27 protein-coding genes are annotated in these 23476 nt (G+C 71.7%); 2 read left to right on the plus strand and 25 right to left on the minus strand.

What is annotated here, in order from left to right:
* Positions 1 to 45: 45 nt before the first annotated feature.
* The 12 genes from ACLJQZ_RS43605 to ACLJQZ_RS43660 all read right to left on the minus strand — a co-directional run bounded on the left by ACLJQZ_RS43605 (position 46) and on the right by ACLJQZ_RS43660 (position 12872).
* Positions 46 to 1761 carry a glycosyl transferase gene (locus ACLJQZ_RS43605; protein ID WP_410627169.1) on the minus strand — a complete coding sequence of 572 codons (1716 nt, stop codon included), beginning with the start codon at positions 1759 to 1761 and terminating at the stop codon, positions 46 to 48.
* Between the two features lie 95 nt (positions 1762 to 1856).
* Positions 1857 to 2951 carry a serpin family protein gene (locus ACLJQZ_RS43610; RefSeq protein ID WP_410627083.1) on the minus strand — a complete coding sequence of 365 codons (1095 nt, stop codon included), beginning with the start codon at positions 2949 to 2951 and terminating at the stop codon, positions 1857 to 1859.
* 284 nt (positions 2952 to 3235) lie between these two features.
* Entirely contained in the window at positions 3236 to 4513 is a 1278-nt protein-coding gene (locus ACLJQZ_RS43615) for a deoxyguanosinetriphosphate triphosphohydrolase (RefSeq protein WP_410627085.1), read from the minus strand.
* Positions 4514 to 4558: 45 nt separating this feature from the next.
* Positions 4559 to 5212, minus strand: coding sequence for a YdcF family protein (locus ACLJQZ_RS43620; protein WP_410627087.1), 654 nt, complete (start codon positions 5210 to 5212; stop codon positions 4559 to 4561).
* A 32-nt stretch (positions 5213 to 5244) separates the two neighbouring features.
* On the minus strand, positions 5245 to 5850 hold the full coding sequence (locus tag ACLJQZ_RS43625) for a DNA-binding response regulator (RefSeq protein ID WP_410627089.1): 606 nt from the start codon (positions 5848 to 5850) through the stop codon (positions 5245 to 5247).
* Positions 5847 to 7052: a sensor histidine kinase gene (locus ACLJQZ_RS43630; RefSeq protein ID WP_410627091.1), complete on the minus strand. Its 1206-nt coding sequence runs from the start codon at positions 7050 to 7052 to the stop codon at positions 5847 to 5849. The genes ACLJQZ_RS43625 and ACLJQZ_RS43630 overlap by 4 nt, the downstream gene beginning before the upstream one ends.
* Positions 7053 to 7090: 38 nt before the next feature.
* A complete protein-coding gene (locus tag ACLJQZ_RS43635) occupies positions 7091 to 7831 on the minus strand; it encodes an ABC transporter permease (RefSeq protein ID WP_410627093.1) in 741 nt (246 codons plus the stop codon).
* Positions 7828 to 8760 (minus strand): ABC transporter ATP-binding protein, encoded by a 933-nt coding sequence (locus ACLJQZ_RS43640; protein ID WP_410627095.1) that lies wholly within the window; start codon positions 8758 to 8760, stop codon positions 7828 to 7830. The genes ACLJQZ_RS43635 and ACLJQZ_RS43640 overlap by 4 nt, the downstream gene beginning before the upstream one ends.
* Positions 8761 to 8920: 160 nt before the next feature.
* Complete coding sequence (locus ACLJQZ_RS43645; RefSeq protein ID WP_410627097.1) at positions 8921 to 10309, minus strand: glycine--tRNA ligase; 1389 nt, start codon at positions 10307 to 10309, stop codon at positions 8921 to 8923.
* 92 nt (positions 10310 to 10401) lie between these two features.
* Positions 10402 to 11061: a class F sortase gene (locus ACLJQZ_RS43650; RefSeq protein ID WP_410627098.1), complete on the minus strand. Its 660-nt coding sequence runs from the start codon at positions 11059 to 11061 to the stop codon at positions 10402 to 10404.
* 80 nt (positions 11062 to 11141) lie between these two features.
* Positions 11142 to 11780: a class F sortase gene (locus tag ACLJQZ_RS43655; RefSeq protein WP_410627100.1), complete on the minus strand. Its 639-nt coding sequence runs from the start codon at positions 11778 to 11780 to the stop codon at positions 11142 to 11144.
* Positions 11781 to 12872 carry a hypothetical protein gene (locus ACLJQZ_RS43660; protein WP_410627101.1) on the minus strand — a complete coding sequence of 364 codons (1092 nt, stop codon included), beginning with the start codon at positions 12870 to 12872 and terminating at the stop codon, positions 11781 to 11783. It abuts the gene before it with no gap.
* A 269-nt stretch (positions 12873 to 13141) separates the two neighbouring features.
* Here ACLJQZ_RS43660 and ACLJQZ_RS43665 point away from each other — a divergent pair, with 269 nt between their 5' ends.
* Both ACLJQZ_RS43665 and ACLJQZ_RS43670 read left to right on the plus strand, forming a co-directional pair.
* Complete coding sequence (locus ACLJQZ_RS43665) at positions 13142 to 13522, plus strand: ArsR/SmtB family transcription factor (RefSeq protein ID WP_410627103.1); 381 nt, start codon at positions 13142 to 13144, stop codon at positions 13520 to 13522.
* On the plus strand, positions 13522 to 13935 hold the full coding sequence (locus tag ACLJQZ_RS43670) for a Fur family transcriptional regulator (protein WP_410627105.1): 414 nt from the start codon (positions 13522 to 13524) through the stop codon (positions 13933 to 13935). Before ACLJQZ_RS43665 ends, ACLJQZ_RS43670 begins: the two co-directional genes overlap by 1 nt.
* A 10-nt stretch (positions 13936 to 13945) precedes the next feature.
* On the opposite strand, the gene ACLJQZ_RS43675 is transcribed toward ACLJQZ_RS43670, so the two are convergent.
* From ACLJQZ_RS43675 to ACLJQZ_RS43735, 13 genes are all read right to left on the minus strand, one after another.
* Positions 13946 to 14680, minus strand: a complete 735-nt coding sequence (locus ACLJQZ_RS43675) for a TIGR03943 family putative permease subunit (RefSeq protein WP_410627107.1) — start codon at positions 14678 to 14680, stop codon at positions 13946 to 13948.
* Positions 14677 to 15720 (minus strand): permease, encoded by a 1044-nt coding sequence (locus ACLJQZ_RS43680; RefSeq protein WP_410627109.1) that lies wholly within the window; start codon positions 15718 to 15720, stop codon positions 14677 to 14679. The genes ACLJQZ_RS43675 and ACLJQZ_RS43680 overlap by 4 nt, the downstream gene beginning before the upstream one ends.
* Before the next feature lie 76 nt (positions 15721 to 15796).
* A complete protein-coding gene (locus ACLJQZ_RS43685) occupies positions 15797 to 16222 on the minus strand; it encodes a YbjN domain-containing protein (protein WP_247055048.1) in 426 nt (141 codons plus the stop codon).
* Entirely contained in the window at positions 16219 to 17070 is an 852-nt protein-coding gene (locus tag ACLJQZ_RS43690) for an isoprenyl transferase (RefSeq protein ID WP_247055050.1), read from the minus strand. The genes ACLJQZ_RS43685 and ACLJQZ_RS43690 overlap by 4 nt, the downstream gene beginning before the upstream one ends.
* Before the next feature lie 42 nt (positions 17071 to 17112).
* Positions 17113 to 17937: a DNA repair protein RecO gene (gene recO / locus ACLJQZ_RS43695; protein ID WP_410627111.1), complete on the minus strand. Its 825-nt coding sequence runs from the start codon at positions 17935 to 17937 to the stop codon at positions 17113 to 17115.
* Between the two features lie 49 nt (positions 17938 to 17986).
* Positions 17987 to 18448 (minus strand): CD225/dispanin family protein, encoded by a 462-nt coding sequence (locus tag ACLJQZ_RS43700; protein ID WP_247055052.1) that lies wholly within the window; start codon positions 18446 to 18448, stop codon positions 17987 to 17989.
* A 72-nt stretch (positions 18449 to 18520) separates the two neighbouring features.
* Positions 18521 to 19618, minus strand: a complete 1098-nt coding sequence (locus ACLJQZ_RS43705; RefSeq protein WP_410627113.1) for an RDD family protein — start codon at positions 19616 to 19618, stop codon at positions 18521 to 18523.
* Positions 19619 to 19803: 185 nt separating this feature from the next.
* The gene (locus ACLJQZ_RS43710) at positions 19804 to 20253 is read right to left on the minus strand and encodes a DUF2752 domain-containing protein (protein ID WP_247055057.1); all 450 of its coding nucleotides are present in this window, start codon (positions 20251 to 20253) and stop codon (positions 19804 to 19806) included.
* Positions 20250 to 20573, minus strand: coding sequence for a CD225/dispanin family protein (locus ACLJQZ_RS43715; RefSeq protein ID WP_410627115.1), 324 nt, complete (start codon positions 20571 to 20573; stop codon positions 20250 to 20252). Before ACLJQZ_RS43715 ends, ACLJQZ_RS43710 begins: the two co-directional genes overlap by 4 nt.
* Positions 20574 to 20601: 28 nt before the next feature.
* Positions 20602 to 20904: a CD225/dispanin family protein gene (locus ACLJQZ_RS43720; protein WP_247055060.1), complete on the minus strand. Its 303-nt coding sequence runs from the start codon at positions 20902 to 20904 to the stop codon at positions 20602 to 20604.
* A gap of 1 nt (position 20905) precedes the next feature.
* Positions 20906 to 21802: a GTPase Era gene (gene era / locus ACLJQZ_RS43725; RefSeq protein WP_247055062.1), complete on the minus strand. Its 897-nt coding sequence runs from the start codon at positions 21800 to 21802 to the stop codon at positions 20906 to 20908.
* A complete protein-coding gene (locus ACLJQZ_RS43730; protein WP_247055064.1) occupies positions 21799 to 22137 on the minus strand; it encodes a cytidine deaminase in 339 nt (112 codons plus the stop codon). Before ACLJQZ_RS43730 ends, era begins: the two co-directional genes overlap by 4 nt.
* Positions 22130 to 23476, minus strand: a complete 1347-nt coding sequence (locus ACLJQZ_RS43735) for a hemolysin family protein (protein WP_410627118.1) — start codon at positions 23474 to 23476, stop codon at positions 22130 to 22132. The genes ACLJQZ_RS43730 and ACLJQZ_RS43735 overlap by 8 nt, the downstream gene beginning before the upstream one ends.

The raw sequence follows: 23476 nt of genomic DNA on the forward strand, positions 1-23476 counted from the left end.
GGCCGGCCACGCCATCGGCAGCTCGTGCGGCCCGGCGCCGACGGCTTACGCCGTCAGCGCGCGGACGTCCCAGACCCAGACCCCGCCGACGAACTCCGCCGGCTTGCGCAGCAGCAGCTCCACAGTGGACTTGAGCGCTTCCTGGTTCTGCCGCGGGCCGACCACCAGCACGTCGGCGTTCCACTTGCGCAGGTCCACCAGGGCCTGGGTGCGGTCGGCTTCGGTGACCTCCGCCGTCTGGCCCGTGCGCTCGACCTCGGCGAACAGGTCCGACGTCGGGAGCGGGACGGCGCCGTAGCGGCCGCTGCGGTCCTCCGCGGACGTCGGGCCGACGAAGTAGCCCTCGGGCATCGGGTAGCCGAGGCCCGCGTCCACCTGCCAGTGCAACGGTTCCGCTTCGCCGGTGCTCGGCAGCGGCACCGGCACGAGCGAGCCGCCGGGAGCGATGTACTGGCGCCAGATGCCGTCGGCGAAGAACGGCGGCGACAGCGGGCGCTCGTGCGTCACCAGCTCCGTCGGCGCGATCGGGAGCAGCACCGCCACCACCGCGCCGACCCAGACCAGGCGCAGGGGGAAGCGCTGCTTGCCGTCCAGGGATTCGGGTTGCTCCGCCGCGGCCGTCCAGACGCGGTGCGTCGCGATCGCCAGCAGCCCGCCGACCACCGGGATGCAGCCCATCGCGAGCCGGGATTCGAGCAGCGAGTCCAGCAACGGCAGCTGCCCCAGCCACTTCCACAGCCCGGGGATGCCGGTGTCCTGGTGCGCCACCGTGATCTCGACGCCCAGCGAGAGGAAGGCCAGCACGTACGTGGTGATCGCGAGCGCGCGCGCCACGACGTCGCGCCACAGCCAGATCGTCAGCACCACCACGAGCACGATCAGCGGCCAGCCGAAGAACGCGTTCTCCTCGGTGCGGTTCATCGAGACGTCCGCGGCCGACTCCGGCCAGCCGGCGATCGACTGCGTCGCGAACCGGGTGAACGCCGCCGTGTCGTTGCCCGCCGGGCCGTGCAGCAGCGAATGGAAGCTCTGCGGCCCGAAGAACTGCCAGTACAACGGGAAACCCGCGATCAGCAACGCCACGACGGCACCGATGCCGACGCCCTTGGCCAGCGGCGCGAGCATGCCGCGGATCTCGGCGCGGTGCGGGACCAGGTAGGCGATCACGAACACCAGGAACGTGAGCCCGAAGATCGCCAGCGGCTCCTCGCCGAGCAGGATCTGCCACGCGACGAGCAGGCCGAGCACGACGCCGTTGCGCACCGGCCGTACGTTGCGCGCGATCTGGAACGCCTTCAGCGCGATGAACGGCAGCACGAACAGCACGACGAAGTTCGGGTGCGCGTTGCCGTGCGAGATCATCGGCGGGGCGAACCCGCAGAACGCGGCGCCGATCGCGGCGGCCGTGCGGTTGGGCACCAGGTGCCGGGAAAACACCCAGTACCAGCCGATCGCGGTGCCGGCGAGCCCGGCGGTCAGCACGATCGCCCAGGTCAGCGTGGCACCGAAGGTCAGCGTGATCGGGGCGAGCGGGATGTTCAGGCCGAACATCGCCGCGTTCGCCGCCATGTTCACGCCGTACGGGTAGTTCTGCAGGTCCGTGGTGAACGGGTTCTGGAAGTGCAGGACGGACTTCGCGACGACCGTCGAGTACCACTCCCACTGGCTCTGGTCCGACGCGCCGTTCCACAGGTAGCCGCGCTTGAGGTCGAACCACAAGCCGTTGTAGAGCAGGATCGTGAAGAGCAGGAACCCGCCCATGATGGCGGAGTCCGGCCACTGCCAGCGTTTCGGGCCTTCGGGTGGGGCTTCGGGAGCGGGTGGGACGAGCTCGGGGACGGCTTCGGACTTCAAGCTCACGGCTCGACCACCCTGGCGAAGAAGTAGAGCGCGCCGGTGCCGGCGTGCCGGACCAGCAGCAGGAACGGCCGGTCCACCGTCACGGCGACCGGGTCGGACGTGATCATCGAGGTGAGGCGCATGGTCAACGCCGTCGCCGCGGCTCCTTCGAAGCCCTGTTCGTCGACGCGCAGCACGGCCTGGTGCACCACCTCGGACACCGCGAGCCGCGGGTCCGGGGAGAGCCCGCTCAGGTCGGCGCGGTCGGTAAACATCGTGCGCACGCCCAGGCCGTGCAGCACGCCGGTGAGCGAGCTGGGCACGTCGAGCGAGACCTTGGGGAGCGCCAGCTCCACGCGCGTCGAGCGGATCTTGCCGAGCAGGCCGGTCAACGCCGCTTCGTCGAGCGACGCCTCCGCCTCGGCGAGGTCGCCGTCGGGCAGCAGCACCACGGCCTGCAGGCCACCGGCCGCGACCAGCTGAACCGCCTGCCAGCCGCCGGTGTGCGCGTAGCCGACGTTCTCCCCGAGCCACATCGTCGGCACGTCCCGGGTGCCGGACGGGGCGTGGAACGGCGCGTCGGTGGTGTTGGCCTCGCGGAACGGCAGCTTCCACGCGGCCTTCAGGTACAGCGCGTTGACGAGCACGGCCGCGATGCCGGTGTCGATCGAGCCCGGCGGCAGCAGCTGCGGGATGAGGCCGTGCGTGGTGCGGCCGACGTCCTCGTTGATCAGGGCGCGGGCGCGTTCGGGATCCTCCCCGAACGGCGCGCTCTCGACGTTCGCCCCGGGCCACCCGGCGAGTTCGGTCTTGAAGCCGTCCTCGAGCGGCAGGCTGTCGGCGGCCCACAGCGTGTTGGCGACGGCGATCTCGGGCGGTTCGGCGCCCCGGCCCTCCTCGACGAGCTGCGTGGCCGCCCGCAGCAGCTCGGCCTGCGCGGCCGGCTCGCCGAGCAGGGCGACCAGCTCATCGCGGGTGGCCCCCCGGGCGGCGAGCGCGGCCAGCGTCAGCGCGCTGGCCACCGAATACGGCGAGAAACAGGAGTTCCCGCCCTCGGCGCCGAGGGCCCCATGGACGGCGAGGGCGAACCGGAGGTGGCTGTCCGTGGCCATGCGGGCGAGACTACCGGAACCCCTCACCCAGCCGGGCGGCCACGCGGAACTCCCCCACCGGGTGACGAATCCGGCGCCGGCCACCCGTGCTGGAAGCGCCGGCCCACGTGATCAAAGGGTCAACACCCGTGATCCAGAGGTCGACACGCGTGATTGGGAGGACGACACGCGTGATTCGAGGGTCGACACGGTGAGGAGCGGGCCCCCGCGTCGTGTCGACCCTTCAATCACGCGTGTTGGCGCGTTGATCACGGGTGTTGGCGCTTCCGTCACGCCGGACCCGGCTAGTGGTGGCGGGTCACGTGCCAGGAGTGCCAGGCGTGCGCCTGGGCGTCGGTCAGGGAGGCCACCTGGTCGACGACCACGCGCAGCAGGCCCGCGTCGTCCTTCGCGGCCTTCCACGCCGGGAGGAACAGCGGGTCCAGTGACTCCGGGGCCCGCCTGGCCAGTGCGTGGACCAGTTCGCCCAGCAGCTCGCGCTGCCCTTCCTGCATCGCCAGCCGCCGCCGGTCGCTCATCACGTAGCGCAGGGCCAGGGCCTTGAGCAGGGCCACCTCGGCGGCGACCTGCTCGGGCACGGCGAGCCGGGCCCGGTAGCGGCCGAGCGGGCCCTCGCCGAAGCGGGCCCGCGTTCCGGTGACGGCGGCGGTCGCGAAGCGGCCGACGAGCTCGCTGGTCAGCCGCTTCAGCGCGACCTGGGTGCCGGGTGAGCCGTCCGGTGCCGCCTCGGCCAGGGCCGCGACCACCGGCAGTGCCAGCAGTTCGTCGGCCGCACTCTCCAAAGTGGACACCGACTGGCCGGAGAAGTGCTTGGCCGCGGCCTCGGCGACGGCGGCGCGCTCGTCCGGGTACGCCAGCACCCGCAGCCGGATCCGGCCGGCGAGCACGCCGTCCTCGACGTCGTGCACCGAGTACGCGACGTCGTCGGCCCAGTCCATGATCTGGGCCTCCAGGCACGTTTCCGCCGCCGCCGCGCCGTCGCGGAACCAGGTGAAGACCGCGGCGTCGTCGGCGTAGACGCCGTACTTCCCCTGGCCGGGCTTGCGCGGCCAGGGGTACTTCGTGGTCGCGTCGAGGCACGCGCGGGTCAGGTTGAGCCCGGCCGTGGCGCCGTTCTCGTCGACCAGCTTCGGTTCCAGCCGGGTCAGGATGCGCAACGTCTGCGCGTTGCCCTCGAACCCGCCGCACGCGGCGGCCACCTCGTCGAGCGCGCGCTCGCCGTTGTGCCCGAACGGCGGGTGCCCGATGTCGTGCGCCAGCCCGGCGGTGTCCACCAGGTCCGGGTCGGCCCCCAGCTCCTCGGCGATGCCGCGACCGATCTGGGCGACCTCCAGGGAGTGCGTCAGCCGGGTGCGCGGCGCGCCGGTGATCTCGGCGCCCTCCCCCGGGCCGACCACCTGGGTCTTGCCGGCCAGCCGCCGCAGCGCCGCGGAGTGCAGCACGCGGGCGCGGTCGCGGGAGAACGCGCTGCGCCCGTCCGCGCGCGCCCCGGCCAGCGCCGCGCCCTTCGCCGGTTCCGGCCGGAGGCGGGCGGTGTCGTGCTCGCTGTAACCGTGGTCCACCCGCTCAGCTTAAGCGGGACGACCGACAAAACGCTCAGCCGCCAATCAGCCCAGGAAAGTGGCGAAGAGGTCGTCGGCGGGGGTCTTCGTCAGCCGGTAGTACAGCAGCGCGCCGGTTTCGCGGACGATGTAGCGGACCTGCGTGACGCGCTCCTGGACGATCGGCCCGCTGTGCGTCGGCGCGGTCCAGGCGTCCAGGCCCAGGTCGTCGGCCATGGTGCGGGCGCGGAAGGAGTGCCACGGGTCGCTGACCAGCACCGCCGTGTGCCAGTCGCGCGCCTCGACCTGCTGGGCGACCGCGCGCAGGCTGCGCAGCGTGTCGCTGCCCTCCCCGACGGCCAGCGTCGCCGTCGCCGGCACGCCGCGGCGGGTCAGCCACAGCTGGCCGGCCCGCGCCTCGGTGAAGTTGTCCTCGGCCTTCTTGCCGCCCGCGGTGACGATCATCTTCGCGACGCCCGCGTCGTAGAGCTGCTTCGCCTTGATCAGCCGCGCGGCGTAGATGTCCGACGGCTTGCCGTTGTACTGGGCCGCGCCCAGCACCACGATGACGTCGGCCCGCGTGCGGTCGTTGTCGCGGGCGACCTGCCAGATCCGGAACGCCGTGCCGCCGACGAGGGCGAGCAGCATGAGGACCGTGCCGAAGGCGATCCGGCGCGCCCAGCTCGCGTGCGACGGTTTGGTGCGTTCAGCGGTACCCACCCCGCCCATCTTGTCAGAAGGTCACCGGCCGCTCACAGCCAGCCGCGCTCCTCGGCGACGCGGACCGCTTCGGCGCGGGTCCGGGCGCCGGTCTTGCCGATCGCGGCGGAGAGGTGGTTGCGGACGGTCCCCTCGGACAGGTGCAGCGCGCGGGCGACGTCAGCGACCGTGCTGCCGTCACTGGCCTCCCGCAGCACGTCCCGCTCGCGCCCGGTGAGCGGGCTGGCGCCGGTGGCGAGCGACTCCGCGGCCAGCGCCGGGTCCACCACCCGGAGTCCACTGTGGACTCGCCGGACGGCTTCGACGAGCTGCTCGGGCGGCGCGTCCTTGACGACGAACCCGGCGGCCCCCGCGGCCATCGCGCGGGCCAGGTAGCCGGGCCTGCCGAACGTGGTGCAGATGATCACCCGGCACGACGGCAGCGCGGCCCGCAGGTCGCCCGCCGCCTCCAGGCCGTCCTTGCCCGGCATCTGCACGTCCAGCAGCGCGACGTCGGGCTTCAGCTCGCGGGCGGCGGCGACCACCTCGTCGCCGGAACCGACCTGCCCGACCACCTCGATGTCGGATTCGAGGCCCAGCACGGTGGCCAGGGCCCCGCGCACCATGGCCTGGTCGTCGGCCAGCAGCACCCGGATCAAGCGAGACCTCCCGCGGGTTCGGCGCGCACGGCCGGAGCGGCCGCGCGCGGTTCGGGCAGCGGGATCTCCGCTCGCACCGTCAATCCTCCCCCGGGCCGGACCGACGCGCGCACCGTGCCCCCGACCGCGGCGAGCCGCTCGGTGAGGCCGCGCAGGCCGTTGCCCGGGACGACGTCGGCGGCGGTGCCGTCGTCCTCGATCTCCAGCCAGTTGCCGCCCAGCTTCACCTTCACCTGCTTGGCCCCGGAGTGCCGCAGCACGTTCGTGACGGCTTCGCGCAGCACGTACCCGAAGGGGTTCTGGAACTCGGGCCGGACGTTGTCGACCGCGTGCGGCAGGTCGGCGTCGATCTCCGCGGCCCGCAGCGCCGCGCGGGCGCCGACCAGCTCCGCCGACAGCGACACCTCGCGGTACTCCGACACGGTCGCGCGGACGTCCGACAGCGCGCTGCGGGTGAGGCTCTCGACCTCGCGGATCTCCGCCACCGCGCGCGGGATGTCGCCCGCGCTCTCCAGCACCCGCCGGGCCAGCCCCGCCTTGACGGTGATCGTGGTGAGGCTGTGCCCGAGCAGGTCGTGCAGGTCGCGGGCGACGCGCTGGCGTTCGTTCGTCACGGCGAGCGTGGCGATCTCCTTGTTGGCCAGCTCCAGACGCCGGATGGCGCGGATGAGGTTGGCCATGAAGAACATCGCCAGCGTCACCGAGCCGACGGTGATCAGGTCGCCGTAGCCGTCCTGGAACCGGCCGCCCGCCAGCAGGATCAGCGCCCCGAGCAGCAGCGCGACGACGTCCACGATCACCGACCACGCGGCCGGGGCCAGGAACACCATCACGGCCGTGCCGTAGAGCAGGATGAACGGGCTCGCCTCGACCGCCGCTACCACGCCGAGCCCCAGCGCGACCATCACGATCCCGAAGCCCAGCTTCAGCGGGCGCACCTGGCGGAAGAAGTACGGGAACAGCAGGTAGCAGGCGGCGTAGGCGTAGACCAGGATCCAGATGAGCACGAGCGGCACGGTCACGACGGTCTCGGCCAGGAGCGACTTCGTGATGGGGATGAGGAACGGCAGCAGGAAGACCGCGCCCATGATCGGCCAGCGCACGCTGTCGGGCCCCTGGTTCTTCGGGTCGGGCAGCGGATCGTCCCACCACCCTTCCCGGGTGTTGAGCCCGAACCGGCGGTTCGTGTCGTCGTTCGCCATCGCCGTTCCTTCTCCCGTCCCCCGGCTCTCAATGGCCCTCAGACCCGGGCGCTGTCCTTACGGTAACGCCTGATCACCAGGGCCCCCAGCACGACCGTCCACCCCGCGAGCACGGCCACCGCGTGCGGCAGCGACACCACCATGTCGGTGGTCACCGCGGGCCGCGCCAGCTGCAGCACCCAGTACGTCGGCATGAGCTGGGCGACGTCGTGCATCCAGCCCGGCATGCTTTCGATCGGGATCCACAGCCCGCCGAGGAAGCCCATGCCCAGCGTGACGATCATGTTGACCGGCTGCATCGAGTCGGGCGTGCCGAACTGGCCGAGCAGCAGCCCGAGCAGCACCAGCGGGATCGTGCCGAGCCAGACGCCGGCGAAGATGCGGACCCAGCCCGCGGCGTCGAGGTGCACACCCTCGACGGCCACGGCGAGCACCGGCACGAGGATCAGCGCGGGCAGCCCGACGAGCAGGCCGGAGATGCCCTTGCCGGCCAGGTAGCCGGTGCCGGTCAGCGGGGTCAGGCGCAGCTGCCGCTGCCAGCCCGCGGCCCGCTCCAGCGCGAGCCGGGCGCCGCTGTTGGTCGCGGCGGCGAACGCGCCGAACGTCATCATGTTGATCATGATCACGGCGGCGATCTGCACGTGATCCGGATCGGAGGACTTGGTGAAGACGTTGGCCTGCAACAGGAACATCAGTACCGGGAACGCCACGACGAAGATCAGGAACCGCGGCGCCCGGAAGTTCCGGCGGATCTCGGTGACCAGGTAGGTGGCGTTCATCGGACGGACTCCGCGGTTTCGTCGGCGGTCAGGGAAAGGAAGGCGCCTTCGAGGCCGACGGCGCTGATCTCGATGTCGTACACCGAAGGCACCGCGGCCTTCAGGGCCCAGAGCGTCGCGTCGGAGTCGCCGGTGGAGATGGCGACGCGGTCGCCGCGCAGCTCGAACTCCTTGACGCCGGGCAGGGCCGCGATCGCGGCTTCGGTGGCGCCCGGGACGGCGGCGCGCAGGCTGCGGCCCCCGGCCAGCGCGCGGACCTCGGCGACCGAACCGTCGGCGACGATCCGGCCGCGCCGCATCAGCACCACCCGGTCGGCGAACTCCTCGGCCTCTTCGAGGTAGTGCGTGGCGAACACGACCGTGCGGCCGGACTCGGTGAACGAGTACATCGACTGCCAGAACTCCCGGCGCGTGCCGACGTCCATGGCCGCGGTCGGCTCGTCGAGGATCAGCAGGTCGGGGTCGCTGACCAGGGCGACGGCGAAGCGCACGCGCTGCTTCTGCCCACCCGACAGCTTGTTCGCGCGGCGCCCGGCCAGCTCTTCGACGCCGGCGGCGTGCAGCGCCTCGGCGACCGGCATCGGCTTGCGGTGCAGCGCCGCGACCATGCCGACGGTCTCGGCGACGGTCAGGTCGTCCATCAGCGCGCCGCCCTGCAGCATCGCGCCGATCAGGCCCGCGCGGACGGCGTCGATCGGCTTCCGGCCGAAGACCCGCACCTCACCGCTGTCCGGTGTGCTGAGGCCGAGGATCATGTCGACGGTGGTGGACTTGCCCGCGCCGTTGGGGCCAAGCAGGGCGACGACCTCGCCCGGGGCGATGGTCAGGTCGACGCCGTCGACCGCGTAAACGTCGCCGTAGTGCTTCCGCAGGCCGGTGAGGTGGATCGCGGCCCCCGCCGCCACCGCCTGGATGTCTGTGTCTCGCATGCCCCCAGGCTGCCGCCTCGCGGGGCGCCGTCCCCAGACCGTGCGTCACGACCTGGGGGTGACAGGTGTCAGGGGTGCCCGGTCCCCCGAAAGCCGTGAAGGCCTCCTTACCGGCTCTTATGGCCGGTAAGGAGGCCTTCACGGACCTGGGGAAGCGGGGTCAGCAGCCGATCAGGCGGCCGGCCAGGTAGGACTCCAGCTTGTCGATCGCGACGCGCTCCTGGGCCATGGTGTCGCGCTCGCGCACGGTCACGGCCTGGTCTTCCAGCGAGTCGAAGTCGACCGTCACGCAGTACGGCGTGCCGATCTCGTCCTGGCGCCGGTAGCGGCGGCCGATCGCCTGCGCGTCGTCGAAGTCGACGTTCCAGTGCTTGCGCAGCCGGGCGGCGACGTCCTTCGCCTTCGGGGTCAGGTCGGCGTTGCGCGACAGCGGCAGCACCGCGACCTTGAACGGCGACAGCCGCGGGTCGAGCTTGAGCACGATCCGCTTCTCGACGCCGCCCTTGGCGGTCGGGGCCTCTTCCTCGTGGTAGGCGTCGACCAGGAACGCCATCATCGAGCGGCCGACACCCGCCGCGGGCTCGATCACGAACGGCCGGTAGCGCTGCCCGGACGCCTGGTCGAAGAACGACAGGTCCACGCCCGAGTGGTTCGAGTGCGTGGTCAGGTCGAAGTCGGTGCGGTTGGCGATGCCCTCGAGCTCGCCCCACTCCTGCCCGGCGTTGAACGCGAACCGGTACTCGATGTCGACCGTGCGCTTCGCGTAGTGCGAGAGCTTTTCCTTCGGGTGCTCGAAGTGGCGCAGGTTCTCGGGCTTGATGCCGAGGTCCTTGTACCACTCCGTGCGCTGGTCGATCCAGTACTGGTGCCAGGTCTCGTCCTCGCCCGGCTCGACGAAGAACTCCATCTCCATCTGCTCGAACTCGCGCGTCCGGAAGATGAAGTTGCCCGGCGTGATCTCGTTGCGGAACGACTTGCCGATCTGGCCGATGCCGAACGGCGGCTTCTTCCTCGACGTCGTCTGCACGTTGAGGAAGTTGACGAAGATGCCCTGCGCCGTCTCCGGGCGGAGGTAGTGCAGGCCCTCTTCGGTCTCGACCGGGCCGAGGTGGGTCTTCAGCATCATGTTGAAGGCCCGCGGCTCGGTGTACTGGCCGCGCGTGCCGCAGTTCGGGCACGGGACGTCGGACAGGTCGTCCTCCGACGTCTCCTTGCCGCTGCGCGCCGTGTAGTCCTCGGCCAGCTGGTCGGCGCGGAAGCGCTTGTGGCACGAGAGGCACTCGACCAGCGGGTCGGTGAACACCTTGACGTGCCCGGACGCCTCCCACACCTGGCGCGGCAGGATCACCGAGGAGTCGAGGCCGACGACGTCGTCGCGGCTCTGGACCACGGTCTTCCACCACTGGCGCTTGATGTTGTCCTTGAGCTCGACCCCGAGCGGCCCGTAGTCCCACGCCGAGCGGGTACCGCCGTAGATCTCTCCGCTGGGGAAGACGAAACCACGGCGCTTGCACAGGCTGACTACGGTATCGATGGTGTTCGTGGGCACTCCACGCTCCGGAAGCATGCGGGGACGGTTATCGGACTAGAACGTCAAGGGTATCCGCCGGGCCCACCGGGTTTCCGCGCAGGTGAGCCTCGTCAGGGCCGGGAGACCAGCGACGCCGTCACCACCCGGTTGTCCTCGTAGCCCTCGGTGCCGCCGACGTACTCGCCGCCGCAGGTCACCAGGAGCAGCTTGTGCGGGCCGTCCGGGGAGAACAGCTGCTCCGACCGCCCGGCCAGCTCGGACTTGTGGACGGTCTCGGTCGCGTCGACCCGGTACACCCAGGCGCCGCCGGCGGCGTCGGTCAGCTTGACGTCCTGCCCCTGCTTGACCTGCCACAGCTCGTCGAACGGGCCCTTCTTGCCCTTCCAGTTCACGTGCCCGGACAGCAGCGCGACGCCGTGGTCGGCGCCCAGCTTCGCGCCCCACCACGCGGCTTCGTCGAGACCTTCGGGGATCTTGAGCGCGCCGTTCGCGTCGAGGTCCTCCTGGACGAGCTTCGCGGCGCCGCCACCGGGCAGCGACAGCTGCGCCGGCGCCTGCCCGGTGTCCTGCGGGGTGCCCTGCGCGGCTGTGGCGGGCGCCGCCGGAACGGGCGTGGTCGCGCCGTTCGCGCTGGCAGATTCATCCTTTCCGGTGAACACGAGCAGGGACGCGACGATCGCCGCGATCACGAACGCGCCGGCCGCGCCGACGATCCACCAGCGGCCGGGGCCCTTCTCGCGCTCCGCCGTCACCGGGTGCTGGTCCTGCATGTGCCTGTGCTCCTTCGCTGTCGTGGGCAGTGCACAGACACACATGCCGCGACGGGCGGCGGAGGTTGCATCGAACTCGGTCAGCCGGTGGGGCGGGTCACCAGGGTCGCGGTCACCAGGCGGTTCTCATCGTAGCCCTCGGTGCCGCCGACGTAGTCACCACCGCAGGTCACCAGCACCAGCCGGTGCGGGCCGTCCTGGCCGAACCAGCGGGCGGCCTGCGCGGGCAGTGTCTCCTTGGGCAGCGTGACGACGTCGTCGACGCGGTAGACCCAGCGCCCGCCGCGCGCGTCGACGACGCTGACGTCCTCGCCGTCGCGCATCCGCCACAGCTCGTCGAACGGCCCACGGTCGCCCTCCCAGTTCACGTGCCCGGACAGCAGCGCGGCACCGTGGTCGGCGCCCAGCTTCGCGCCCCACCACGCGGCGTCGCCGAGGCCGCGCGGGATCGGCAGCACGCCGGTGTCGGTGAGCTCGGTGCGGACCAGCCGGGCGGTGGCGCCGTCGGGCAGCCGGACCGTGCCCGGGCGCTGCTGCTCGGTGGACGAGCTGTCGGCGGGCAGCACGGCCGGGGCCGCGTTCTCCCCCGGCAGCGTGCCGGGCGCGGGCGCGGCGATCGACGTGGGCGCGGGCGGCAGCCAGGTCAGCACGACGACCCCGGCCGCGAAGGCGGCGACGGCCAGCGACCCCGAGACGGCGGCCAGCCCGGTGCGCAGCACCTAGTCCGTCCCGGACTTGCGCCGCCTGCCCAGCAGCAGGGCGACGCTCCCGAAGAACACGCCGCCGAAGAGCAGGCCGATGCCGAGCGGGATGCGCGAGAGGTCGCCGCCGGTGTCCGGCGCGGCCGCGCCGAGGTACCCGGCCGGGACCTGCGTCGGCACCGCGGGCTGCGTCGCGCTCGGGCCGCCGCCGGTGGTGCCGGAAGCCTTGGCGACGAAGCCCTTCGGCACCGAGCAGCTGACCCCGCCGAGCACGACGTTCGTCTGGACGTCCTGCAGCGCGGCACCCGCCGCATCCTTGACGTGGGTGGTGATCTCGACCCGCCAGCCGGCGACGGCGGTGAAGTCGCCCCCGCGCCAGCCGTCCTGGCGGATCAGCTGGTCGAACGCGGCCACGCGGGTCAGCTTGAGGTCCGAGAGCGTGGTGTCCTTGCTCGCGTTCGTGATGTCGCCGGGCGGGCCCAGGCGCAGGTTCTGCAGCTGGAGGCCGGCGTTGCCGCCGGGCATCGGGACGATGCCGAGCGCGCCGCCGGCCTGGCGCACCCACAGCCGGGCCACCGAGGAGGTGCCGGTGAGCTTCGCCGGGGCGGTGCAGTCGACCGCGGTCTTGGCGCCTTCGAGCACGAGCACGGTGTCGTCGACCGGCTTGGCGCCACCCTGCCAGGTGTCGCGCAGCGCGTAGTTGGTCTCGGCGACGGCGGTGGGCACGGTGCTCGCCTGCAGCGCGGCGACGACGTTGTGGTCCCGGCTCGCGATCCCCGCGGGGTACGGGTCCTGCGACCCGCTGTAGCGGCCGAGGTCGATCGCGTAGTGCCCGCCGAACGTCGCGCGCTCGCCGTCGTCCTTGGGCACGGCGACCCGGTCGGTGCCGAGCTTCGACTGGCCGGGCAGCAGGGGCGAGCGCTGGGTCTCGGTGATCAGCGAGCCGCCGTGCTGGCCTTCGCCGCCGATCCGGACCGACGCCACGTTCGCGAACGAAACCGGGCCGGTCTTCTCGTCGACCGCCTGGCTCTGCGCCCCGGCCACACCCACTCCGACCAGCGGAAACAGGACGGCCGTCACGACGGCTGCCTTCGTTGCGAATCGGGTCATGTCTCCCCACTGCGTTCTGCTCGGGCGGGCGTCGGCGCACGAGAAGCGACGCAACGCCCCGCGACAACCTTGCACCGTCGGCCACGACATGCGAAGCCGAAGAGCCAATATCCCACGAACTCACCCGAACGGGGTAATGCGTCCTGCCGTACCCCTCAGGACGCGGTGACCGGACGGGGCCCGTCCGGGGGAACACTAGGATGGGCCGGGCCGTTATCGGCAATGACTACGGAATTCATGGTCCGCACGGCGACGACGTGGAGGCAGCGATGGCGACGGTGACGGGGAGCGGCGTCGCGGACGAGGCCGGACCGCACACCCACGAGCCCGAACGGGACCGGGTGGCCCCGTCCCGGCACCCGTCGACGGCGGTGCTGGCCGACGCCGGCGACCTGCTGCGGGCGCTGGCCGCGCCGGTCCGGATCGCGATCGTGCTGCAGCTGCGCGAGGCCGACCGGTGCGTGCACGAGCTGGTGGACGCCCTCGACGTCGCGCAGCCGCTGATCAGCCAGCACCTGCGGGTGCTGAAGACCGCCGGGGTGGTGCAGGGCGAGCGGCGCGGCCGCGAGGTGGTCTACCGGCTCGCCGACGACCACCTGGCGCACATCGTCGTCGACGCCGTCGCCCACGTGCAGGAAGGAAAGCAGTGATGACTCCCGTCGCGCCACGCGGCCAGGCTCCGGTGCCCGGCCGCCGATCGACCAAGCAGCGGGCCGCGGTCGTCGAGCTGCTGAGCGCCGTCGACGACTTCCGTTCCGCCCAGGAACTGCACGACGAGCTGCGCAAACGCGGCGACGGTATCGGCCTGACGACGGTGTACCGCACCCTGCAGTCCCTGTCGGAGGCCGGCGAGATCGACGTCCTGCGCACCGACTCGGGCGAAGCGATCTACCGCCGCTGCTCGGCGCACCACCACCATCACCTGGTCTGCCGCCTGTGCGGCCGCACAGTGGAGGTCGAGGGGCCGGCGGTCGAGCGCTGGGCCGAGAAGATCGCGGCGGAGCACGGCTTCTCGGAGATCTCCCACACCGTGGAGATCACCGGCACCTGCGGGCAGCACTAAGCAGCACTAACTAGTACTCATAGGGATCCTTCGGGGTCGGGACGGTCGCGACCGAGGCCGCGGTGAAGTCCGGCGTGTAGCTGTTGGCCTGGGTCGCCGTGCCGGGGACGACCTGGCCCGTCACCTGGATCCACGCGTCGCTCGCGTACCGGGCGGCGTCGGTGCCGGTGAGGCGGACCGTCACCGGGAAGGCGTCCGCCGCGCAGCAGCTGATCACCAAGCGGGCCAGCAGGGTCCGGCCTTCGGTGTGCACCACGAACCCGGTCAGCGAGACGGTGCGGCCGTCGAGGGTGCCGGCCTTGTCCCACCCCGCGCGGCTGACGAACTTGTTGACCGGCAACGCAACGACGTTCCCCGCGGGCAAGGGCGGGAAGGCCGCCGCGTCGGCCGCGGCCGCGCTCGCCGGTACGCGCGCTTCGGTGCGGATCACCGAGTCGGCGCCCAGCGCGGGTGGCGCGACGAGGAAGACGGCCAGCACGGGGACCAGCAGCAGCCAGGCGGGCCGGGCCGAATGGGAGTGGCCGTCGTCGTGGTCGTGCATGGTCTTTTCGGCCGCTTTCGCGCGCGCGGCCAGCAGATCCCGCACGACAGCGACCGCGCCGAGCAGCACCATGACAGCCCCACCGGCGATGATCCACGGCTGCTGCGCGGGTTTGACGTAGCGCAGGTAGTCGCCGTTGACGGCGATCTTGACCAGCGCGCCGCCGAGCAGGATCAGCAGGATGTTCTGGGTCTCCCGTTTCACGCCAGCCCCACCACCAGTCCGGTCACCACCGCGCAGGCGGCTGCCACCACGAACGTCACCGGGGCGAACCGCACCGCGAACGCCCGGCCGAACGTGCCCGCCTGCAAGGCGAACAGCTTGACGTCGACCGCCGGGCCGACGACCAGGAACACCAGCTTCGGCAACAGCGGCAACGCCGTCAGGGACGCCGCCACGAAGGCGTCAGCCTCGCTGCACAGCGCCAGGACCACCGCGAGCACCGCCATCACCACGATGCCCAGCACGAGCTGATCCCCCAGCACGCCGAACCACTTCGCCGGGACCAGCACGTTCAGCGCCGACGAGATCAACGCGCCCAGCACCAGGAAACCGCCGGCCTCGACCAGGTCCGTGCGGGCCGTCTCGGCGAACACGCGCCACCGTTGCCCACCCGCGACGTCCGGCAGGCGGCGCAACGCGCGCTCGGTGATCCACTCGAGCTTGCCCCAGCGGGCCCACAGCCAGCCCATCACCATCGCCGTGGCCAAGGAGCCGACGAACCGGGCCAGCACCATCTCCGGCTTGCCCGGGAACGCGACCGCGGTGGCCACCAGCACCACCGGGTTCACCGCCGGCGCGGCCAGCAGGAACGTCAGCGCCGCGGCCGGGGCCACGCCCTGGCCCATCAGCCGCCGCGCCACCGGTACCGACGCGCACTCGCAGCCCGGCAGCGCGACCCCGGCGAGCCCGGCGACACCGACCGCGGCACCGGCGCGGCGCGGCAGCACCTTCTCCAGCACGCGCGCGGGCACGAACGCCGCGATCGCGCCGCTGATCAGCACGCCCAGCACGAGGAACGGCAGCGCCTGCACGCAGACGGCGACGAACACGGTCGAGCCGGTGCGCAGCGCGGGCACGTCGAACAGCCGCTGCAGCCAGCCCTGGCCGAGGATCGCGACCAGCAGGATCGCGCACAGCACTTCGACCGAGCTGACCCGGAACCGGCGGGTGCGCCGGCCGGGCTCGGTGGAAGTTTCGGAAAGGGTGTCCACGACGGCGATGATGCCAGGACGCCGGGACATCACCTGATCCGCACAGGCCGCGAACGGCCGGATACCGTCCGTTTCGGACCGGAAATCACCGTTCGCGGCGAAAACGCTACTGCGCGGGCAGGATCCCCGGCAGTTCGGTCCGCAGCTGCGACGCCGTCGACACCACGAGCATCAGCAGCGTCCCCAGCGCCGCCGCGTCCAGGCCCACGGCCGGGAACGCGTACCGCAGCGTGACGTCGACGCCGTTGTCGGAGTGCCCGACGCCGAGGGTGCCGAACAGCCCCTGGCCGGCCCGCTCGGCGACCGCGATCGACAGCTCGGGCGCGTCCGCCAGGTCCCAGCCGACCACGCAGGTCAGGGTCAGCACGGTGAGGCCCTCGCCGAGGCGGGTCGCCTGGATGACGCACGGGACGTCGCCGTGGGAAAACGTCAGCGCGCCGTCGTCGTCGACGTGCACCTCGAGGTAGCGCTCGAGGGCACCCTTGGCGCTGGTCAGCAGTTCCGCGGTCTCGGCCGCCTCGGTCGAGCTCACGACGTGGCCTCCGAAGCCTGGTCGACGGCCGCCTGATCGGCAGCAGCCTGGTCGACGGCAGCGCCGAACCGGCGGTCCCGCTTGGCGAACTCCAGGCAGGCCCGCCACAGGTGGGTCCGGTCGAAGTCCGGGAAGAGCGTGTCCTGGTAGACCATCTCGGCGTAGGCCGACTGCCACAGCAGGAAGTTCGACGTCCGCTGCTCGCCCGAGGGCCGCAGGAACAGGTCCACGTCCGGCATGTCCGGCTGGTAGAGGTACTTGCCGATGGTCTTCTCGGTGACCTTGTCCGGGCTCAGCTTGCCGTCGGCCACGTCCCGTGCGATCCGCTGCATGGCGTCGCCCAGCTCGGCGCGGCCGCCGTAGTTGACGCACATCGTCATGTTCAGCGCGGTGTTGTGCTTGGTCTTCTCTTCGGCCGCCTGCAGTTCCTTGATCACCGACGCCCACAGCTTGGGCCGGCGCCCGGCCCAGCGGATGCGGACGCCGATCGAGCCGAGGTAGTCGACCTGACGGCGGATGGTGTCGCGGTTGAAGCCCATCAGGAACCGCACCTCTTCGGGGCTGCGCTTCCAGTTCTCCGTCGAGAACGCGTACACCGAGAGCCATTTGACGCCGATTTCGACCGCACCGGCGGCGACGTCGATCATCACCGCTTCACCGCGCTTGTGGCCTTCGATCCGCGGCAGGCCGCGCTGGTTGGCCCAGCGGCCGTTGCCGTCCATGACCAGCGCGACGTGCTTCGGGACCAGCTCACGCGGGATCTCCGGCGGCACCGCACCGGTCGGGTGCGGCTCCGGGACCCGCAGCTCCGATCGCGACGCCTTGTTCTCGCGTCCCCTGCGCAGCACGGCGAGCCTCCCTGGATGGGTGAAAATCGATCGGGGCCGACCTTACTGCCCGCGCACCACATATCCGTCGGGGGTCCGGGTGGCGGAGCCCCCGGCCCGGGGCGAAGCCCCGGATGTCACCGTGGTCTCCCGCGCGCGTCGCTCGACCAGGGGAAGGGACCGGAGCTGACGCTCCAGATGCCACTGCAGGTGCGCCGCGACCAGGCCACTAGCGTCGCGGCGGGTGCCGGGCAGGGTCGACTCGGCCATCGGCCATTCGCCGTGCAGCAGGGCGGTGAGCAGGTCCAGGACCTCGGGTGCGGGGTGCACCGAACCGGGCACGCGGCAGTCCTGGCACATCGAGCCGCCGGCGGCGACGCTGAACGCGACGTGCGGGCCGGGCAGGCCGCAGCGGGCGCACTCGGTGAGCGCGGGCGCCCAGCCGGCGTAGGACATCGCGCGGAGGAAGAACGCGTCGAGCACCAGGGAGGCGTCGCGCTCCCCCGCGGCGAGCGAGCGCAGCGCGCCGCAGACGAGGAGGTAGAGCTTGAGCACCGGTTCGCCCTCTTCGGCCGAGAGCCGGTCCGCGGTTTCGGCGATCGCGCTGGCCGCGGTGTAGCGCTGGTAGTCGGCGACCAGCGGCAGCGCGAACGCGTCCACGGTCTCGACCTGGGTGATCACGTCGAGCGTGCGGCCGGTGTAGAACTGCACGTCCACGTGGCCGAACGGCTCCAGCCGGGCCCCGAAGCGGGACGAGGTGCGCCGCACGCCCTTCGCCACGGCGCGGACCTTGCCGTGCCGCCGGGTCAGCAGGGTGATGATCCGGTCGGCCTCACCCAGCTTGTGCGTGCGCAACACCACCCCGGTGTCGCGGTAGAGGTTCACCACCCCGACATCGTCCCACTATCGGACGACGCCGGGGTGGACCGACCCGGGTTCAGCAGTAGTAGCCGCTGCAGTATGTGCTCACCGCGGTGGCCGCGACGATGATCCAGATGATCGCGAACGCGCAGCCGAGACCGCCGATGATGGAGGCGATGAGGCAGAGCGTCTTGGTCGTCTTCGACGCCTGCTCCGCCATCATGTAGTTGCCCTGCATCTTGTACGTCTGGACCTCGTTGGACTTCATGATCGCGAAGATCGCGAGGATCCAGCAGAGGAAGATGCAGCCGATCGCCCAGCCCTTGTAGTCCTTGATCTGGTTGATGTCGCCACCACCGGGCATGCCGTAACCCGGGGCGCCGAAACCGCCGGAGGGCGGCTGGCCGTAGGGCGCGGGCTGGCCGTACGGAGCGGGCATGCCACCGGACGGCGGGCCGTAACCCGGCTGCTGCGGGAAACCGCCGGACTGCGGCTGCTGACCGTAAGGCGGCTGCTGCTGGCCGTAGGGATTGGTCATGAACGTCTACCCCAATTACTCGTGAACTTCCGCCGGCAATCCCGGCGGTGGTGCGGAAGTCAGGTGCCGCGGCTACTGCTGCGGCGGCTGGCCGGGCTGCTGCGGCGGCTGCTGCCCGAACTGGCCCGGCTGGATCTTCTGGGTCGCCTCGGCCTCACCTTGGGCCTCGGGACGCAGCATCTGGGTGCGCTCCGCACCTTCGTCGAACGGCGAAGCGCCGCTGCCGCCCGAATCGGGACGCAGCATCTGGGTGCGCTCGGCGCCTTCGTCGAAGGCACCCTGGCCCGGGGGCGGCGCGAGCGGCTGGCCCTGCTGCTGGCCGAAGCCGCCGGACTGGGGCTGCTGCGGGAAACCGCCGGCCTGCGGCGGCTGGCCGAAGCCACCACCCTGGGCGGGCTGCTGCGGGAAACCACCGGACTGCGGCTGGTCGAACCCGCCGGACTGCGGCTGCTGCGGGAAACCACCCGACGGCGGCTGGCCGAAGCCACCGGATTGCGGCTGGCCGAACTGGCCGGGCTGCTGCCCCGCCGGCGGGTAACCGCCGCCGAACTGCTGCGCACCGGGCCGGCCGTACGGCGCGGCGTCGTCGGCGTTGATGACGACGGTACCGATGATCTTGTCGGAGAGGGTCTGGCTCTTGTCGTCCCACAGGGGCCACAGGTAGCCGACGTAGCAAATGATGCCGTCGACGAAGTGGGCGAGGTCGCGCAGGAACGCCATGCCGGCGCCGATCGGCTGCCCGGTGGACTCACCGACGAGCTTGATCTTCGTGATCCGCTTGCCGAGCGACTGGCCGGTGGTGCCCTGCTGCATCCACCGGTTGTAGACCGACCAGCCGATGCCGGCGAGCGCGCCGAGCAGGTACAGCATGGAGCCGAGGGTGTAACTGCCGGCGATCGTCACGATCAACCCGAGCAGGTCGATGACGATCAGCGGGGCGATGTCGATCAGCAGAGCGCCGGCGCGCAGCCCCCAGGGCGCGTAGTTCTGGGGCGGGCCGAACGGAGCACCCTGCTGGCCGAACGGCGCGGGCTGCCCGAACGGGGCCTGCTGACCGTACGGCGCCTGCTGCCCGTAGGGCGGCGGCGCCTGTCCCGGCTGCGGCTGTCCGAACGGCTGCTGGCCGCCGGGCTGTTGCCCGAACGGCTGCTGACCGTAGGGATCGGTCATGTGGGTCTCCCCCTCGCTGGTCACTCCACCGCACACCTCATGCGGAACCGGCCCGAATGTACGGCACGGTCCGCGGGAGCGTACTCGGTTCGCGTTCGCCCGCGTGTGTCAGGCGTCCACTGTCCGAGTGAACGTCGTGGAGGTCCGACGCGTTACACGGCGCGCCGGTTCCGCTCTGTTGCCATTCAGACGCGCAAACCGGTGAACGGCGCGAACGGGAGGTTGCGGATGACGAACCAGGCGACGAACACGACGCCGACGGCGAGTGGCGTCCAGCGCCAGTGCAGCCAGCTGTTCACCCACCGGCCCCGCAGCCGCCCGACCGCCCAGGCGACGGTGCTCCAGACGAAGAGCAGCACGAAGACGAGCGAGACGGCGTTGTAGTGCAGGGCCGCGGGCAGGTCGCCGTGCATCAGGCTGTAGGCCATCCGCATGCCGCCGCAGCCCGGGCAGTCGATGCCGAGCAGTGCCTTGGTGGGGCAGACCGGGAGCCAGCCGCCGGGGGTGGTGGGGTCGCCGAGCCAGACGGCCACGCAGCACGCGCCGAGCCCGCCCACCACGGCCATCGGCGCGCTCAAGGCGCGCAGCCGGGCCTTGGCCCCCTGGGCCGGGAATCCCGTGTAGACGGTCGTCACGACGCCAGCCCCCAGAACGAGACGCCGGCGATCGCGAACATCACGAAGACGAACAGCAGGTAGAGCGCGATCAGGCCACCGAAGGCGATCGCCGACCACATCGCCCACTTGCGGGCTTCATCGGCGGCCCGGCGCGCCTCGACGTGGTAGCCCTGGAACCACAGGGTGTTGACCTGGTTCGCCTTCACGATGGCGACGATACCCAACGGCAGGCAGCACATCACCGTCGACAGGATCGCCCAGACCAGGTTGTTCTCCGGGGGCGGCCCGTAGTTCGGCTGCCAGCCGTACGGGGGTTGCTGCGGGTACGGCTGGGTCACCGGTATCGCCTCCTGCTGCCGACGGTCGTCAGTGGGACGCGGCGTCGTCGAGCAGCGTTCCCAGCAGCAGCACACCGCCGACGACCAGCGCCACCCAGAACACCACCCCGACGACACCGCCGATGATCGCCCAGCGCCGCGCGGCGCCGGCCGCGCCCCGGGCGGCGTCCGGCTCGCCCTGGGCCCAGAGCCGCTCGACCTTGGCCGCCTGGAAGATCGAGACGATGCCGAAGGGCAGGCAGAGGATCGCGGCGACGATGCCCCAGGCCAGGTTGCTCGACGGCGGGGGCCCGGGGTTGTAGTCGGCGGGCGGCCGCGGGCGCTCGGTCACGTCAGAACCCGAGCCGGCGCAGCTGGCGGGGGTCGCGCTGCCACTCTTTGGCCACCTTGACGTGCAGGTCGAGGTAGACCTTCGAGCCGAGCAGCGCCTCGATGTTCTTGCGGGCGGTGGCGCCGACCTCGCGCAGCCGCTCGCCCTTGTGCCCGAGGATGATGCCCTTCTGGCTGGGCCGCTCCACGTAGAGGAACGCGTGCACGTCGATGAGGTCGTCGCGCCCCTCGCGGGGCAGCATCTCCTCGACGGTGACGGCGATCGAGTGCGGCAGCTCGTCGCGGACGCCTTCCAGCGCCGACTCGCGGATGAGCTCGGCGACCAGCGTCTGCTCGGGTTCGTCGGTGAGCTCGCCGCCCGGGTAGAGCTGCGGGCCCTCGGGGAGCCTCGTGACGAGCAGGTCCGCGAGCGCGCCGACCTGGAAGCCGTCCACAGCGGACACCGGGATCAGCTCGGCGAAGTCCATCACGTTCTGCAGCGCGAGCAGCTGCTCGGCGACCTGCTGCGGCTGGACCAGGTCGGTCTTGGTGACGATGCCGATGACCGGTGTGCGCTGGGCGATCTTCTCCAGCTCGGCGGCGATGAACTTGTCGCCGGGCCCGATCTTCTCGTTGGCCGGCACACACAGGCCGACGACGTCCACTTCGGACCACGTCGTGTGCACGATGTCGTTGAGCCGCTGGCCGAGCAGCGTGCGCGGGCGGTGCAGGCCGGGGGTGTCGATGAGGACGAGCTGGGCGTCCTCGCGGTGCACGATGCCGCGGATCGCGTGGCGGGTGGTCTGCGGCTTGCTCGACGTGATCGCGACCTTGGTGCCCACGAGCGCGTTGGTCAGCGTCGACTTGCCCGCGTTGGGCCGGCCGACGAAGCAGGCGAAGCCGGAACGGTGTTCGGTCATCGCTTCAGCACCTCGATGACGTCGCCCGCCGGGTCGGCGAGGATGATCGGCGCGTACTTCGCGATGTCGCGGATCGCGTGCCGGGACGCCTCCTTGAGCAGGCCCTCCCCGGTGACGACGGCGGCGGCTTCGATGCCTTCGGCGCCGCTGGAGAGCGCGGCGGCCACGGCGGCCTGCAGCGCGGTGAGCTTGAAGGACGGCTGGTCGACCGTGCCCGCGGTGTACGTGCGGCCGTCGGTGTCGCGGACGGCCGCGCCCTCCGAGGCCTGGATCCGGGCGCGCGAGGACCGGGCGAGGGTGACCAGCTTCTGGTCCTCCGCCTCGAGGTCAGGCATGTTCGACGCTCCTGTCGCGTTCGTCGGGGTGGGGCAGGCGCGTGCGGCGCCGGGTGGTCCGGTCGGCGGGGTCGGTCATCGCGTCGGCATCGGCCGGGTGCACCACCACCGAGGTGATGCGCATGCGGCCGCGCCGATCCTTGCCGCCTTCGGCGAACAGCCGGAGGCCGGCGACCTCGGCTTCGGCCCCCGGTAGCGGGACCCTACCCAGTCGTTCCGCGAGGAGCCCGCCCACGGTCTCCACGTCGTGGTCTTCGAGGTCGATGCCGAACAGCTCGCCGAGGTCGTCGATGCCCATCCGGGACGAGACGCGGACCGCGCCGTCGTCGAGCTCTTCGACCTCGGGGCGCTCGTCGGCGTCGGACTCGTCGGTGATCTCGCCGACGATCTCCTCGAGGACGTCCTCGATGGTGAGCAGGCCCGCGGTGCCGCCGTACTCGTCGACCGCGATGGCCATGTGGTTGTGCGAGCGCTGCATCTCCTTGAGCAGCTCGTCGAGCCGCTTCGAGTCGGGGACGAAGCAGGCCTCGTTCATCAGCGTGTCGACGACGGTGCTCGGGCCATCCGGGTCCATGTACCCGGCCATGAGGTCCTTGATGTTGACGACGCCGACGATGTCGTCGACGGACTCGTCGATCACCGGGAGCCGGGTGAAGCCGGTGCGCAGGGCCAGCGCGAGGGCCTGGCGGATGGTCTTCGTGCGCTCGATCCAGACGATCTCGGTGCGCGGCACCATGACCTCGCGGGCGACGGTGTCGCCGAGCTCGAACACCGAGTGGATCATCTCGCGCTCGGAGTCCTCGACGACGCCGCGTTCCTGGGCGAGGTCGACGAGCTCGCGCAGCTCGACCTCGGAGCTGAACGGGCCTTCCCGGAAGCCCTGGCCGGGGGTGATGGCGTTGCCGACGAGGATCAGCAGCCGGGACAGCGGGCCGAGGACCGAACCGAGGACGCGGACGGGCCCGGCGACGTAGCGGCCGATGCGGTACGGGTGCTGGCGGCCGAGGGTGCGCGGGCCGACGCCGATGAGGACGTAGCTCACGACGATCATGACGACCGCCGTGACCAGCACGGCGAGGCCGAGCGGCCGGAGCCGCGTGCCGACGAAGACGGTGACCAGCACGGTGGCCGTGAGCTCGCAGCCGAGGCGCAGCAGGAGCAGCAGGTTGATGTGCCGGCGCCGTTCGGCGACGACCGCGGCGAGGTGGCCGGCGCCGGGCACGCCCATCCGGGCGAGGCCGTCGGCCCGGGCTTGCGAGACGGTGCTGACGGCGGCGTCGGCCGCCGCGAACACGCCCGCGAGGAGCACGAGCGCGATCGCGAAGAGGAGCTGGACCAT

Origin of the sequence: Amycolatopsis sp. cmx-8-4, assembly GCF_046548675.1 — a bacterium.
Lineage (GTDB): Bacteria > Actinomycetota > Actinomycetes > Mycobacteriales > Pseudonocardiaceae > Amycolatopsis.

Coding starts and splice junctions, on each gene's coding strand:
- ACLJQZ_RS43605 (WP_410627169.1), bottom strand. CDS start 1,761: ATGGGCGGGTTCCTGCTCTTCACGATCCTGCTCTACAACGGCTTGTGG.
- ACLJQZ_RS43610 (WP_410627083.1), bottom strand. CDS start 2,951: ATGGCCACGGACAGCCACCTCCGGTTCGCCCTCGCCGTCCATGGGGCC.
- ACLJQZ_RS43630 (WP_410627091.1), bottom strand. CDS start 7,052: ATGGCGAACGACGACACGAACCGCCGGTTCGGGCTCAACACCCGGGAA.
- ACLJQZ_RS43635 (WP_410627093.1), bottom strand. CDS start 7,831: ATGAACGCCACCTACCTGGTCACCGAGATCCGCCGGAACTTCCGGGCG.
- ACLJQZ_RS43640 (WP_410627095.1), bottom strand. CDS start 8,760: ATGCGAGACACAGACATCCAGGCGGTGGCGGCGGGGGCCGCGATCCAC.
- ACLJQZ_RS43650 (WP_410627098.1), bottom strand. CDS start 11,061: ATGCAGGACCAGCACCCGGTGACGGCGGAGCGCGAGAAGGGCCCCGGC.
- ACLJQZ_RS43660 (WP_410627101.1), bottom strand. CDS start 12,872: ATGACCCGATTCGCAACGAAGGCAGCCGTCGTGACGGCCGTCCTGTTT.
- ACLJQZ_RS43665 (WP_410627103.1), top strand. CDS start 13,142: ATGGCGACGGTGACGGGGAGCGGCGTCGCGGACGAGGCCGGACCGCAC.
- ACLJQZ_RS43670 (WP_410627105.1), top strand. CDS start 13,522: ATGACTCCCGTCGCGCCACGCGGCCAGGCTCCGGTGCCCGGCCGCCGA.
- ACLJQZ_RS43680 (WP_410627109.1), bottom strand. CDS start 15,720: ATGTCCCGGCGTCCTGGCATCATCGCCGTCGTGGACACCCTTTCCGAA.
- ACLJQZ_RS43700 (WP_247055052.1), bottom strand. CDS start 18,448: ATGACCAATCCCTACGGCCAGCAGCAGCCGCCTTACGGTCAGCAGCCG.
- ACLJQZ_RS43705 (WP_410627113.1), bottom strand. CDS start 19,618: ATGACCGATCCCTACGGTCAGCAGCCGTTCGGGCAACAGCCCGGCGGC.
- era (WP_247055062.1), bottom strand. CDS start 21,802: ATGACCGAACACCGTTCCGGCTTCGCCTGCTTCGTCGGCCGGCCCAAC.
- ACLJQZ_RS43730 (WP_247055064.1), bottom strand. CDS start 22,137: ATGCCTGACCTCGAGGCGGAGGACCAGAAGCTGGTCACCCTCGCCCGG.
- ACLJQZ_RS43735 (WP_410627118.1), bottom strand. CDS start 23,476: ATGGTCCAGCTCCTCTTCGCGATCGCGCTCGTGCTCCTCGCGGGCGTG.